General features: G+C 44.9%; 10 protein-coding genes and 1 tRNA gene. 1 reads left to right on the top strand and 10 read right to left on the bottom strand.

Features of this window, described 5'->3' with window-relative positions:
• Positions 1-27: 27 nt before the first annotated feature.
• Positions 28-1,467 carry a glycoside hydrolase family 1 protein gene (locus I8U27_RS16905; protein ID WP_181754081.1) on the top strand — a complete coding sequence of 480 codons (1,440 nt, stop codon included), beginning with the start codon at positions 28-30 and terminating at the stop codon, positions 1,465-1,467.
• Between the two features lie 62 nt (positions 1,468-1,529).
• Here I8U27_RS16905 and I8U27_RS21075 read toward each other — a convergent pair whose 3' ends face one another.
• The 10 genes from I8U27_RS21075 to I8U27_RS16860 all read right to left on the bottom strand — a co-directional run bounded on the left by I8U27_RS21075 (position 1,530) and on the right by I8U27_RS16860 (position 13,953).
• Positions 1,530-1,709: a DUF3021 domain-containing protein gene (locus tag I8U27_RS21075; protein ID WP_258567805.1), complete on the bottom strand. Its 180-nt coding sequence runs from the start codon at positions 1,707-1,709 to the stop codon at positions 1,530-1,532.
• Positions 1,661-1,915: a DUF3021 domain-containing protein gene (locus tag I8U27_RS16900; protein ID WP_258567806.1), complete on the bottom strand. Its 255-nt coding sequence runs from the start codon at positions 1,913-1,915 to the stop codon at positions 1,661-1,663. The genes I8U27_RS21075 and I8U27_RS16900 overlap by 49 nt, the downstream gene beginning before the upstream one ends.
• 310 nt (positions 1,916-2,225) lie before the next feature.
• Complete coding sequence (gene glmS / locus I8U27_RS16895; protein WP_181754082.1) at positions 2,226-4,052, bottom strand: glutamine--fructose-6-phosphate transaminase (isomerizing); 1,827 nt, start codon at positions 4,050-4,052, stop codon at positions 2,226-2,228.
• 384 nt (positions 4,053-4,436) lie between these two features.
• A complete protein-coding gene (gene glmM, locus I8U27_RS16890; protein WP_181754083.1) occupies positions 4,437-5,777 on the bottom strand; it encodes a phosphoglucosamine mutase in 1,341 nt (446 codons plus the stop codon).
• Positions 5,778-5,986: 209 nt separating this feature from the next.
• Positions 5,987-7,189, bottom strand: coding sequence for a CdaR family protein (locus I8U27_RS16885; protein WP_181754084.1), 1,203 nt, complete (start codon positions 7,187-7,189; stop codon positions 5,987-5,989).
• Complete coding sequence (cdaA, locus tag I8U27_RS16880) at positions 7,182-8,009, bottom strand: diadenylate cyclase CdaA (RefSeq protein WP_181754086.1); 828 nt, start codon at positions 8,007-8,009, stop codon at positions 7,182-7,184. The genes I8U27_RS16885 and cdaA overlap by 8 nt, the downstream gene beginning before the upstream one ends.
• A 569-nt stretch (positions 8,010-8,578) precedes the next feature.
• Positions 8,579-11,371, bottom strand: a complete 2,793-nt coding sequence (gene ppc, locus I8U27_RS16875) for a phosphoenolpyruvate carboxylase (protein WP_181754088.1) — start codon at positions 11,369-11,371, stop codon at positions 8,579-8,581.
• A gap of 60 nt (positions 11,372-11,431) precedes the next feature.
• The gene (locus I8U27_RS16870; protein WP_181754090.1) at positions 11,432-12,220 is read right to left on the bottom strand and encodes a class I SAM-dependent methyltransferase; all 789 of its coding nucleotides are present in this window, start codon (positions 12,218-12,220) and stop codon (positions 11,432-11,434) included.
• Positions 12,221-12,610: 390 nt separating this feature from the next.
• Positions 12,611-13,513, bottom strand: a complete 903-nt coding sequence (gene rocF / locus I8U27_RS16865; RefSeq protein WP_181754092.1) for an arginase — start codon at positions 13,511-13,513, stop codon at positions 12,611-12,613.
• Between the two features lie 364 nt (positions 13,514-13,877).
• Positions 13,878-13,953, bottom strand: a tRNA-Lys gene (locus tag I8U27_RS16860).
• Positions 13,954-13,970 lie beyond the last annotated feature (17 nt).

Here is a 13,970-nt window from a genome sequence, read left to right as displayed (position 1 = left end):
GACATTTTGCAATAGGAGGAATAGAAGATGGTACAAAACGAAAAAAAATTCCCGGAAGGTTTTTTATGGGGAGGCGCTACTGCGGCAAACCAAATGGAAGGGGGATTTCATGAAGGTAATAAAGGAATAAGTATTGCAGATGTTCTGCCAGGCGGAAAAGAGCGTCTTCATGTATTGAATCAACCTGGATTTAATTTCGAGATTGATAAAGAAAAATACTACCCGAATCATGAAGGCATTGATTTCTATCATCGTTATAAAGAAGATATCGCGTTGTTTGCAGAGATGGGTTTCAAAGCGTTCCGTATGTCTATTGCCTGGACGCGTATTTTCCCGAATGGTGATGAGTCAGCACCAAACGAAGAAGGCTTGGCTTTTTATGATCGGGTCTTTGATGAATTGCATAAGTATGGAATTGAACCAGTTGTGACAATCTCCCACTATGAAATGCCGGTAAATCTTGTAAAGAAATATGGTGGCTGGAGAAATCGTAAGGTTATCACTTTCTTTGAAAGATATGTGAATGCCATTTTTAAACGTTATAAAAATAAAGTGAAGTATTGGATGACATTCAATGAAATCAACAGTGGTTTGATAATGCCAATCATGGGTCTGGGTTTTTCCATCCAAAAAGAGGAAGACCGTTATCAGCCGACATTCCAGGCATTCCATCATCAATTTGTTGCCAGCAGCATGGCTGTAAAAGCCTGCCATGAAATTATTCCGGATTCAAAGATCGGTTGTATGATTTTATTTGCACCGGTTTACGCATATGACTGCAATCCGGAAAATGTAATATATGCACTTCAGGAAGAATCCTTTTTCAATTATTTTTGTGCCGATGTTCAAGTGCGCGGGGAATATCCAACCTTTATCAATCGCTATTTCAAAGAGCATAAAATTGAATTGGAAATTCACGATGGTGATCTGGAGTTAATCAGGGAACATACCGTCGACTATATTGGTTTCAGTTATTACATGTCCCGTACTGAGAAAAAAGAAAAGACCGAACAGGAAAAGGCCCATGGAAATATTATACCAGGGGTAAAAAATCCATTCTTAAAAGCAAGTGATTGGGGTTGGGAAATTGACCCAATCGGACTTAGAATTTCCTTGAACAAATTGTATGGCAGGTATAGAGTTCCCCTTTTCGTCGTTGAAAATGGATTGGGGGCATATGATCAAGTCGAGGAAGATGGTTCTATCCATGATGATTACAGGATTGATTATTTACGTGAACATATTAAGGCAATGCGTGAGGCAATTGCAGATGGTGTTGATCTAATAGGCTATACGAGCTGGGGCTGCATTGACCTTGTCAGTGCGTCCACAGGCGAGTTCTCCAAACGTTATGGTTTCATTTATGTCGACAAACATGATGATGGAAGCGGAACCTTGGAACGCAGGAAGAAAAAGTCATTTTTCTGGTATAAAGAGGTTATTGTAACAAATGGTGAGAAACTGTAAATTGGCATAATTGAAGGTGCCTGGCTGAAAATAGTAATAGCTATTAAATGGGGAGATTTGGATTAATCTCCCCTCTCTTCTAATTGCTTTATCGCAGCATTAATTTGTTTAATATCATTTTTTGAAATCATGTATTGAATAACCCACGTGATCACATACGTACCTAAAAAACTAATGAAGAAAATCAGTGTACTTATGAACGATTTTGTGGCATCCAAAGAAGCATCACAATTGGTATCCATACTAGTGCAGTTATGCAAAAGTGAACGATGTACTGTTTCAGCAGACTCCACTTCACTATGTTAAAAATGAACGAACTTGTAGCAAATGTAACACCAATAATCCCTGTTAACAGTATTTGCACGATGACAGCTGTCATCTCACTGACAAAGAAAGAGAGAAAATAACCACAACGGGTATATATTCTCCGTACGATTTGTCCGATCATCACGCCCGATGACAAAACCACCAACTACTCGGCTTAGTAATTTTTTCACGTTGCTTTCACCTCATATCCCGAACAGTGAAGGGATATGGGCATAAAGAAAAAGACTGAACCCTTATTGGATTCAGCCTGAATTTGTATTGATTTTTAATTCTAAAACCGATTTGAATAACAGTGAAATACTATTGGTTAGATATTGTGTTTCTCCCGCTGTTCTCTCCGTTCTCTTCCCTCTCATATCCCAACTAAATATTTATTACATGGGGAAGATCTAAATATCAGGAAGAAAATTCGCTGACATATCTTTTTCGATTTACTCCACTGTCACACTTTTCGCCAGGTTACGCGGTTTATCCACATCGTATCCGCGCTCTACGCATGCATAGTAGGCGAGCAATTGAAGGGGAATGACAGCCAGGACCGGTGAAAGAAGGTCAATCGTAGCTGGAATGTGAATCACTTCATCGACCGACTTGTTCAATTCTGTATCTCCTTCAACAGCCAACCCGAGGACATTGGCGCCGCGCGCTTTTACTTCCTGGATGTTGCTGACCATTTTGTCGTAAACGGCTTGCTGTGTAGCCAGGGAGATCACCGGGATATCTTCTTCGATCAGGGCCAGGGTTCCGTGCTTGAGCTCTCCGGCAGCGTAAGCCTCAGAGTGGATGTAGGAGATCTCCTTCAGCTTGAGGGAGCCTTCAAGAGCGACGGCAAAGTCAAGCCCGCGGCCAAGGAAGAACAGATTTTGGTGTTTGGCGATGGAACGGGCAAATTGTTCAACTGCCGGTTCTCCTTTGAGAACTTCTTCAGCCTTCTCTGCCAGATTTTGCAGATGGGACACAATCTCTCTCAACTCTGCCTCAGCCTTATGTCCGCAAGCCTGAGCGAAATAGGTTCCCAGGAGATATATGGCGATCAGCTGAGAAGTGTATGCTTTCGTAGAGGCAACGGCAATTTCCGGGCCAGCCCAGGTGATGATCACATCATCTGCTTCACGGGCAACGCTGCTGCCAACCACGTTGGTAATCGCGATCACACGGGCTCCGTGCTTTTTGGCTTCACGCAAAGCAGCAAGTGTGTCCGCCGTTTCCCCTGATTGGCTGACGACTACAACAAGGGTACGTTCCGTTATGATCGGGTTGCGGTAGCGGTATTCGGAAGCAACATCACATTCAACCGGGATTCTCGCGAGATCCTCCAGGACATATTTTCCGACAAGACCTGCATGATAAGCCGTTCCGCAGGCAACAAAATGGATTTTTTCAATGCCCCGAATCTCATCTCCGGACAGGGAAACTTCCTGGGAAAGATCAACCAGCCCATCTTTGATCCGGCCAGCCAGCGTATCACGGATCGCTTTCGGTTGTTCGTGAATCTCTTTCAGCATGAAGTGGTCATATCCGCCTTTCTCCGCGGTGGCAATATCCCAGTTCACCCGTAACGATTCACGATCAACCAGGGAACCGTCCACTTTCATCAGCGTCACTTCATCTGCCTTGAGAATAGCCATTTCTCCGTCTTCAAGGATATAAACATCGCGCGTATGTTTCAGGATTGCCGGAATATCGGAAGCGATAAAGTTTTCACCTTTACCGATTCCCACAACGAGCGGGCTGGCATAACGAACAGCCACCAGTTTATCCGGCTCGTACTCGCTGACAATCCCAAGAGCATAGGCGCCTTCAAGCCGGGCGACCGTTTTTTGTACAGTGGAGACCAGATCTCCGTTCCAGAGCTCGGAGAGCAATTTTGCAACCACTTCCGTATCTGTTTCAGAAGTAAACTGATACCCCTTGGCAATCAGCTCTTCCTTCAGCTCGATATAGTTCTCAATAATCCCGTTGTGAACAATTGCAAAACGTCCGGCATGATCCACATGGGGATGAGAGTTTTCGTCAGAAGGTTTTCCGTGGGTAGCCCAGCGGGTATGCCCGATTCCCAGTTGCCCCGGCAGAGAACGGACTTTCAGTTTATCTTGCAGGTTGGTCAAACGGCCTTTGGATTTATTCACACCGATGGTTTCACCATTGTATACGGCAAGGCCGGCAGAGTCATACCCGCGGTACTCCAACTTACTCAGGCCTTCCAGCAAGATTCCCTGTGCCTGCTTAGACCCGATGTAACCAACAATTCCGCACATATATTCAATTACCCCCTAAAAAATATGACAACATTTTTTCTCTCTGTTTTTTCTTTTTTTATCTTCACGCGACTGTCAAGCGTCATACCACAGTCTTTGTTCAGCAAGTCACCCTGCCGGTTTGTACTGTGGTTCCGCGGTTCTGACGCAAAACCGGGAGGTATCCGCCGATCTGTTCTCGATATTCCTCCACCTCGTCAACTGCAGTGCTTTCCGTTTCCTGCAGTCCTGGCGCTTTACAACAAATTTGAAATTAGTTTCACCCTTCCTTCCCGCCATCACCTCCTTTACTGAAATGCTTCAATTCACTTATGTTCTTATGCTATTCAAAAATGGGTAAAAAGTAAAGAGCGACATCAAAAAAAGATGCCGCTCAAATCTATTTCAGCTCAACTGATTGCGTACTTCTTCGGCGATCTGCTCGACATATTCTTTTAACATTTCTTCATCCGGTCCTTCTGCCATGACACGAATCAGGGGTTCTGTACCGGATGGGCGAACCAGGACGCGACCATCATCACCAAGTGCTTTTTCAACTTCTTCGATCCTGGCCCGGATCGCTTCATTTTCATCCCAACCCGTTTTATCTTTCACACGAACATTGACGAGCAGTTGGGGGTATTTGGTCATTTTTCTTCCCAGGCCACTCAGGGTAAGCCCTTTTTCCTTCACGACACGGAGCAGCTGAACGGCAGTCAGCATACCGTCCCCGGTAGTGTTATGATCTAAGAAGATGATATGTCCCGACTGTTCTCCACCCAGATTGTAACCGCCCTCACGCATTTTCTCCATGACATAGCGGTCACCCACTTTTGTTCTTTCTGTAGCAATTCCCATCTCCCTGGTTGCTTTGAAAAAACCGATATTACTCATCACGGTTGTGACAATCGTATCTCGTGCAAGCAAATCATTTTCTTTAAGATATTCGCCACAAATACACATGATTTGGTCTCCGTCGATCAACTCGCCTTTCTCGTCCACGGCGATCAAGCGGTCTGCATCGCCATCAAATGCAAGTCCGAGATGGGCTTGTTTTTTCAGTACCTCTTCTTGTAAACGCTGTGGGTGAGTCGAACCGCAATCAACATTGATATTGATTCCATCCGGTTTCACATTGATCGCTGTTACATCTGCCCCCAGATCACGCAACAACAGGGGGGCAAGTTCATATGCGGCGCCGTTTGCACAATCGACGACAATATGAAGCCCGCACAGATCTGTGTCGATGGTGGATTTTAAATGTTCCAGGTAAGCTTTAACTGCGCCGTGATCATCTGTTACACGCCCCAGCTCACCGCCTGTGGGACGCGGCAGATCATCTTGCTCTATTTCTAACAAATTTTCAAACTCTGCTTCTGTTTCATCTAATAATTTAAAACCATCAGCCCCAAAAAATTTAATTCCGTTATCTTGAAATGGATTGTGGGAAGCAGAGATCATCACGCCTCCATCCGCCTCTAAATGACGGGTTAAGAAAGCAACTCCGGGGGTGCTGACAACACCCAAACGGATCACGTCACATCCGATTGAAAGCATACCTGCAATAAGGGCCGATTCCAGCATCCCTCCAGATAAGCGGGTATCGCGGCCCACCACCATTTTAGGGCGTTTTTTATCCTTCGTTAACACATAGGCACCATAACGGCCCAGGCGAAATGCCAACTCCGGTGTCAGCTCCGTATTGGCTACTCCTCTTACTCCGTCTGTTCCAAAATATCTTCCCATACCTTATTCTGCTGCATAAAGCCAAGAAAAATATCCAATATCACACATGGCTCAGTTGCAGCCCCATCTCTATGACTGCTTCACAGACGGATTGGCCTGGCCACAAATTAATCAGATATTTTTCTATATGCAGCAGGTTTTCACCTCTCATTTTGTAGTTTATTCGGGGCTTGTTTGTTCATCCTAACCTTACCGGATGCGCCTGGCTGTCAATCCAACGATACCGTTGCCTTGAAATCTTTTTGTCCAACCACTTGAATGTGGTAGGGCAGGGAAAAACGGATCGGAATCTCATACTTTCCTTTTGGCAGGTTAGAAACATCGACATATGCTTTAATATCACTGGCATCCACTTTTTCCAACTGTTCTGGTGCCCCTGAGAGAGTGATATTCAAGTTTCCACTCTCTGGTGAAAGAATTTTGGTCTTCAGTCCTTCACCAACCCCTGTCACTTGAAGCGGAATTGTCTCAAACGATTTTGTCTTGGATGGAACCATTTTAACATAGATTTCTACCTCTTTGGGCTCCACTTTTGTCGCGTTATCACGAATTGGGATTGGCATTCGGATCGTTATATCATGAGTGACATTTTCCAAATTTAACTTTGGCCCCATATAGTACTGAAGGGAATCCAAATAGTTTTGCGGCCCGTAAACAGTTACTGTCTCCTTCTTGGGTTGTATGCTTTCCACTGCATAACCGGGAGGAGGACCTTTATCAATCTCAAGCTTTAAAGGCACTTCTTTGTTTGGGCTATTCACCGCCACCTGGACATTCACTACATCAGGGTACACATCGACGCGATTGAGCGGCCCTTTTTCTCCATAGGCTTGTAATTTTACTAATTTGTTGATCGATTTTGTTGTTTCATCGACTGCTACTACAGCCTTCACGGCAGTAACCTCATCCAGCTTTGATTCCGAACCACGGACAAAAACTTTGGTCGGATTCACAATCGGCACACTCGCTGTATAACCTTTCGGAAATTTTCCGATCAGATCAACCTGTACAGGCATTTCCCTTTGGATCTTTTCTTCTAACTTGACATCAATCTTCGCCGGCTTTATTTTTTTTTTCACTCCGGCGGGCAAGCCGTCCACCTGGAGGGGGACATCGTGGTGAACCCCCGGCCCCAGCTTTCTCAGATCTGCATATATATGATAAGTGGGCGGTAAATATTCTAGCGTATACTTATCTCCATATAAAATGAGTTCCACTTTATCTGTCATCTTGACCAGTTCAAACCGGCTTTTATCGTACTTTGCTTCCACCGTAACATCCCGAATCCGGGTGCTGTTGGATTCGTCAACGGGAGTCAGAATGGAAGCATCCGTTACCGAAATCCACAACATAATGGCAACTCCGATTGAAACCAATCGCAATACGACATCCCTTTCCAGCCATTTACTCATCTCTCTTGTCCCCCTCCTTTTCCCTGTAGTTCCAGAACATATGAATGTTTTTTTCAGGAGGTTTTAACTCTTCATATAACCGCGAGACAAACTCCTCTTCACTCAGCCCCCGCTCCAGATTTCCTTGAATCGCAAGGGAGATCTGTCCCGTTTCTTCGGAAACAATAACGGTGACTGCATCAGAAATCTCGCTCATGCCTATTCCGGCGCGATGTCGTGTTCCCAACTCTTTACTGATAAAAGGGTTTTCCGAGAGAGGGAGATAACATCCGGCAGCCATCAATTGTCCGTTACGCACGATGACCGCACCATCATGAAGGGGAGCGAGCGGTAAAAAAATATTTTTTAGGAGTTCCGAACTGAGTTTTGCCTCCAGTACGGTCCCTGTTTCGATATAATCAGAGAGCCCTGTTTGCCTTTCAATCACGATAAGGGCTCCGATATGGTGTTCAGCAAAATAGGAAACCGCTTTTGTGACCTCACCAACCACTTTTGCAGCGATCTGGTCTTTTACCTGGCGGCTGCGGTTAAAAAAGCCTCCCCGCCCTAACTGCTCAAGGGCGCGCCGGAGTTCCGGCTGAAAAATAATTATAACTGCGATAACTCCCACAGAAGACAGATTTTCAATTAACCACTGCAAAGTAGATAAATGGAAAACATTGCTGATCAGCCAGATCGCGATCAGCACGGTTACTCCTTTTAACAATTGGACTGCCCTTGTTCCGCGCAATAAAACGAGCAATTGATAAATAACATAACTCACAATCAATATATCGACAACATCATTTACATAGCTTGTGATTCCATCCAATGATTGCATCAGGTGCCTCCAAAAGATTATTTCCTTTTATGAATCGCGAGAGGGAAAACTCCCCATCTTAGCGGAGTGAATGATAGACCATTTTGTTCAGTATCTCCTTGTGGAGATGATTAGACCAAACTTTTGTCTATAGGTAAGCACATAAATCCTGCTTTTTGAACTAATAACAGATAGGGTTGTGGCAGGGAAGGAATAGTTGCCACGACAGATAAAACGATAAGCTCTGCCGCGTCAGGGAAGAGTAGTTCATCTCTTCATTATGCGACAAGTATAATAAAAAAGAAATGCCTTAGGCTATATTTGGAAATTCGGAAAGTGCTGAAACCTGTACTCTGCTTGTATATAACAAGTATTTCTGCCTGTGCCCCACAGGGTCATTTTTTTGCTTCCTGATGCACCATTATTTAAAAAAGACAAAGAGGCTTCCCAATAAAGAGAAAGCCTCCGGACAACTTGTTATCTTATTTACAGGATCATCGTATTCTCCTGATACAGAACCAGATGTATGATTAGTGAGCGGGTAAACTCCTCATTTCAATAAGGCATAATAACCTGCTTTGACGGACCCCTTAACCTGTATTGCGCAGCCCCGCGGCAATTCCGTTAATCGTGAGCAGAACTTGCTCAAGCTGGAGGCTGGCATCCGGTTCTGCCCCGCTCTGGTTGCGCCATTCCCTTAACAGAAAGACCTGGATAAAGCTGAGCGGATCAACATAAGGATTACGAAGGCGAATCGATTCCTGGATTACAGGTACATGATCCAGCAACTCTTTTTGTTTTGTGATTTCTAAAACCCGTTCACGAGTGAGATGAAACTCTTCTTCAATCAGTTTAAAAATGCGATCCCCGGCTTTTCGGTCTTTAACCAGTGAAGTATATTCTCTGGCGATGACCAAATCAGCTTTGGCCAGTGCCATTTGCAAGTTGTCAATCAGCGACCGGAAGAAAGGCCAATATTGATACATTTCTTGCAACTGGCTCAGTCCCTTCTCTGGATACCTGGACAAATAATTGGTTAAACCTGAACCGGCCGCGAACCAGGCCGGGAAGAGATAACGGGTCTGGGTCCAGGCAAATACCCAGGGAATCGCCCTTAAATCTTCAAACTGCTGGCTGTTTTTCCGCCTTGCGGGACGGGAGCCGATCTTTAATTCTCCCACTTCCGGCAATGGTGTTGCCTCATGGAAGAAAGATAAGAAAGCGGGATCGTCAAAGACTAAGCTCTGGTATCTCTTCAGGGACTCATTTGATATTTCTTCAATTGCCCGAATCCACTCCTGGTTTAGATCGTGTTTTTCACCGGTGGAGGCTGCCGCCGCTGACAGCAGCAGAGCCGAAGTGGCCTGCTCCAGGCTCCGCAGGGCAATCGGCCTTAAAGCGTACCGGGAGGATAATACCTCTCCTTGCTCGGTAATTTTCACTCCCCCTAACACAGCAGAAACCGGATTTGCCATGATGCTGCGGTTCAGGGTTCCTCCCCCGCGGCCCAGTGCACCTCCTCTTCCATGAAAGAATCTTGCGTCCATCCCGTATTTGCGGGCCAAACGTGACAGGGACAATTGGGCCCGGTAAAGCTCCCAGTTGGCACTGATCACACCGCCGTCCTTATTGCTGTCTGAATAACCGAGCATGATTTCTTGAACAGGGTGATTGTCCCGTTTACCCGGCACAAAAGAGGGATGTTGGAAATAAGTCTCCATAATCTCTCCCGCACGATGAAGGTCATCAATCGTCTCCAGAAGCGGCACTACATGCAGACGGGAAATTTTTTCCGTTCCCTGCTGTCTGTACAGCCCTACTTCTTTGGCCAGTAAAACCACTTCAAGCAGATCGCTGGTTCCCTGGGTCATACTGATCAGGTAATTGCGAATCGCATCCTCTCCAAACTCCTCCTTCGCCCTGGCAATAACACGGAACAACTCTATGCATTGTTTCGTTTCCGGAGAGTAGTTTAAAAAGGAAGAGGTGAGCGGTCGGGGATCTTTTAACAAGTCGCTGAGCAAGCGAATTTTTTCGGATTCGGTCAAGTGATTATAATTTGGCTCGATCCCAAGCACTGAGAGGATTTCAGTCAGGGCTTTTTCATGTTCGGCACTATGCTGTCGAATATCCAGGGTGAGCAGATGAAATCCGAACAGCTCCACCTGGCGAATCAATCGGGCAAGTTCATGATCCGCGATGGCTTCCGCATGGTGTGTCCGCAAACTTTCATCTATACACTTTAAATCCTCCAACAGCTGATCGGGACTTTCATAAACTCCCAATTCCTTCTCGCCTGTACGTGTGTGTTTTAGACGGGCGAGCATAAACGTACATTTACGGCGATAAGGTTCATGCTCGTTTCTCCATTTTCCCTGCCCTACGTCCTCCAGATGAACCGTTTCCTCATCGCGGCGAATCGACTGGGCCAGCTTTTCAGTAATCTTTATTTTTCTGGTCGAGTAACTTAGTTTTTTGGTCAACTGCATAATAGCAGCTTCATATTTGCTGATCACAAGTTCCCGTTGCATCACAAGTGTATTCCATGTCACTTCAGGAGTCACTGACGGATTTCCATCCCGGTCTCCCCCGATCCAGGAACCGAACCTTAAGAACGATGGTACATGCCACCTTCGTTCCGGATAATACTCAGACAAACAGCGTTCCAACTCCTTATGAACCTGCGGCAGAACCTCAAAAAGAGTTTCATCAACATAGTATAGACCGTTACGCACCTCGTCCATCACCGTCGGTTTGCGCAGGCGCAGCTCATCGCTTTGCCAGAGAGTGCATACTTCACCAAGCAGGTTTTCTCTTATTTCCTCACGCTCGCTCTCCGTAATAAAGGGGTGGTCAAGTCGCTCCACTTCCTTGGCAATCCGATGATGAATGTCTAAAACGGTTCTTCTCACCGCTTCCGTGGGATGAGCTGTAATCACCAGTTCCAGCGAAAGAAATTCCAGAACCCGCTCCACCTCATCCGCTGTGAATCCCTTTTCCTTCAGCTGGCGAACGGCACTTTCGATCGAGTGAGGTTGGATTTCCCCATTTTTAGAACGGCGATAATATCGATGACGGCGCACGCGGTGATTTTGCTCGGCGATATTGACCAGCTGAAAGTAGATGGCAAAAGCGCGTATCACATCCTGGCGCATCTCGGGAGAAAGCTGTTCAATCTCTTCTTTGCAACGCTTGAGCAGTTCAGGTTGAAATGAGGTACGGAGCTGTTTGGTAAGTTCACGGATTTTTTCTACATGATCCAAAAGCTCTTTCCCTCCTTGCATCACCAGCACATCTCCCAGAATATGCCCTAAAAACTTAACATCCCGACGCAATGGAATATCTTTTGAAATATGATCCGTTAATTGATCTCCGGATTTCATGTGAACACCTCTTTTCCCAAAAGTATTTCGGCATCCCTTTTAAGGAAAAATCGTTAAACTTCAGTTTGTTTCACCTTTTGTTGCCACCCACATACACTTTCGCAAAATGAGTTCCGGGATTTTACTCTTCGGATCATAGCCAAGCACCTGTTGTTGCTCCTCTGGTGTTCCGGATAAGCGCTCTATCACTTTTTCTCTGTGCGAAAGCGGAGTGGCAGCTCTGTCAAACCAACCATCCAGTTGAATGGTATTGCTCCATGTTTTCGCTGGCCTCACCGATGAAAATCCCGCCTCAGTGAGCAAGGCAGACCATTTTTCAAGAGTATATACATGAACATGTGAGGGGTCCCGCAAAAGTTCTATTTCATTGTATAACCTTTCGATCTCCGGGTCTGAAGGTACATAGTTATCGATGAGAATAAATAATCCGTTTGAAATTAACAACCGATGCACTTCCTTAAACGCTTGAAGAGGGGAAGGAAAATGGTGAGCAGCAATGCGACAGGTAACAATATCAAAGAGCCGGTCCGGAAAGGAAATCTTTTCTGCATCTCCCACCATCCAGGTTACATGCTGTATTCCCAGACGCTCCGCTTCTTTTTTGGCCGTCTCAACCATTTCCGAGGTTAAATCGAGCCCCACCACTCTTTGTACACAAGAACTTAACGCGAACGCCGTGTGGCCGGCTCCGGTCGCAATATCCAGCGCTAATAAGGGGTGTGGATGTACGCGAATAATTTCTTCTGTGAGCCATTTTAAATCTTTTCCTTTGGCATGTATTTCACTGTGTAAATACCCCGGTGCTGTTTGACCAAACTGATTTTTTACCAACTGTTTTTTATCGGTCAATCTGGAAGGACCTCCTTTTTTGAACATCTGTGAAAGGAAACGTTAATCCTTCGGGGTTCGAAGTTCCAAACAACGGAACAATGTTTCAAAATATATTAATATTGTAGCAAACTATTTGTTATCATACAATTTTAACTGTCTTATCAGATTAGTCTTCTTATATCATGTTCAGTTTCATTTTAAAGTAAATTAAGTCCCAAAATACACACAAATATGTCTTTTTAATTGTTTAATGTAGAAAATACTGTATTATGCATAAACATTCATTTCGTTTTTTTTATTATGCCACAGTGAAGAATGCAAAACCACCCGAATTAATTTTCCATATAAAAAAGCGCAATCCTTAAAACCCGGATTACGCCTGCAAAAGGAGCAAAAAAGTGAAATCACTTATAATACTTTTTTCCCAAACACAGACCCCATAAGATCCACGGCCACTTTCGCCGTTTGATTTTCACGATCGATAATAGGATTGACCTCAACAAATTCGGCTGAAGTAATCACCTGTGCCTCTGCTAACATCTCCATTGCTAAATGGCTTTCACGGAAAGTCATTCCTCCTGGGACAGGGGTACCCACTCCAGGAGCATCTTTTGGATCCAGTCCGTCAAGATCCAAACTTAAGTGAACGCCATCAGTTTCTCTGGATACAATACTTATCGCCTCATCCATCACACGTGCCATCCCAATCCGGTCAATATCATGCATGGTAAATACTTTTATCCCCAGGTGCTGGATCAGCTCCCTTTCACCCGGATCTAATGACCTTGCTCCGATAATTACAACGTGCTCAGGATGAACTTTGGGGGCAAATCCTCCAATATTAACAAGTTCATGGTGACCCACACCCAGGCTGACCGCCAATGACATTCCATGTATATTTCCGGAAGGTGAGGTTTCACCCGAATTTAAATCAGCATGTGCGTCAAACCAGATAAGCCCGAGCTTTTGGTAATGTTTTGCCACTCCGGCAACCGTTCCAATTGCCATGCTGTGGTCTCCGCCAAAAACAAGGGGGAAACGATCGCGCTCAACAACACCCGACACCGTATCCGCCAATTTTTCACATACTTGTCTGATCTCTGATAGATATTTAAGTTGTGGATCTCCTATGTTGACAGACTCAGGGCTGGGCACAGAAAGGTCACCGATATCTTCTACTTCATACCCCAGTTGTCTCAATAAGTTTTGGGCAGAAGCATACCGAATGGCGCTTGGCCCCATATCGACACCGCGCCGCCCTTGTCCCAGGTCCATAGGCATGCCAATGATCGTTATTGGTTTTTTATCCATCGTATTAGCTCCTTTAAAGCGGAATAACGATTTCATTGTAACATAGATATAGTTTACTAACAAAAATATTATGGATATGAAAATGCTTTATTGGGATAATTATTCATTTACCAGTATATTTAATAGCCAATATATTGAATTATTTTATAGCTGCAATATCAAAATAGTAGATTTAGCCTTCCAACCAATCAATCATAATGATGCAAAAATATGAACCCCTTATAGCAATAAAGATACAAAAAAGCCTAGCAAATCAACTTTGTTGACTTGCTAGGCTTCTTAGTCATCCCAAAGAGTTTTTCAGATGATTCCGTGGCAGGTGATATTTGACCGGATACTCTAACTTCCCGGCACCTCATATTAATGGTGAGCCATGAAGGACTCGAACCTTCGACCCTCTGATTAAAAGTCAGATGCTCTACCAACTGAGCTAATGGCTCGTAATATTGGCTGGGGA

The organism is Paenactinomyces guangxiensis (genome assembly GCF_016055185.1).
GTDB classification, from domain to species: Bacteria; Bacillota; Bacilli; order Thermoactinomycetales; family Thermoactinomycetaceae; genus Paenactinomyces; species Paenactinomyces guangxiensis.
This window is presented reverse-complemented; position numbering and strand designations above follow the sequence as displayed.

Excerpts from the sequence above, each read along its gene's own strand:
- I8U27_RS16905 (WP_181754081.1), top strand. The coding sequence starts at position 28 with ATGGTACAAAACGAAAAAAAATTCCCGGAAGGTTTTTTATGGGGAGGC.
- I8U27_RS21075 (WP_258567805.1), bottom strand. The coding sequence starts at position 1,709 with ATGGATACCAATTGTGATGCTTCTTTGGATGCCACAAAATCGTTCATA.
- I8U27_RS16900 (WP_258567806.1), bottom strand. The coding sequence starts at position 1,915 with ATGATCGGACAAATCGTACGGAGAATATATACCCGTTGTGGTTATTTT.
- glmS (WP_181754082.1), bottom strand. The coding sequence starts at position 4,052 with ATGTGCGGAATTGTTGGTTACATCGGGTCTAAGCAGGCACAGGGAATC.
- glmM (WP_181754083.1), bottom strand. The coding sequence starts at position 5,777 with ATGGGAAGATATTTTGGAACAGACGGAGTAAGAGGAGTAGCCAATACG.
- I8U27_RS16885 (WP_181754084.1), bottom strand. The coding sequence starts at position 7,189 with ATGAGTAAATGGCTGGAAAGGGATGTCGTATTGCGATTGGTTTCAATC.
- cdaA (WP_181754086.1), bottom strand. The coding sequence starts at position 8,009 with ATGCAATCATTGGATGGAATCACAAGCTATGTAAATGATGTTGTCGAT.
- ppc (WP_181754088.1), bottom strand. The coding sequence starts at position 11,371 with ATGAAATCCGGAGATCAATTAACGGATCATATTTCAAAAGATATTCCA.
- rocF (WP_181754092.1), bottom strand. The coding sequence starts at position 13,513 with ATGGATAAAAAACCAATAACGATCATTGGCATGCCTATGGACCTGGGA.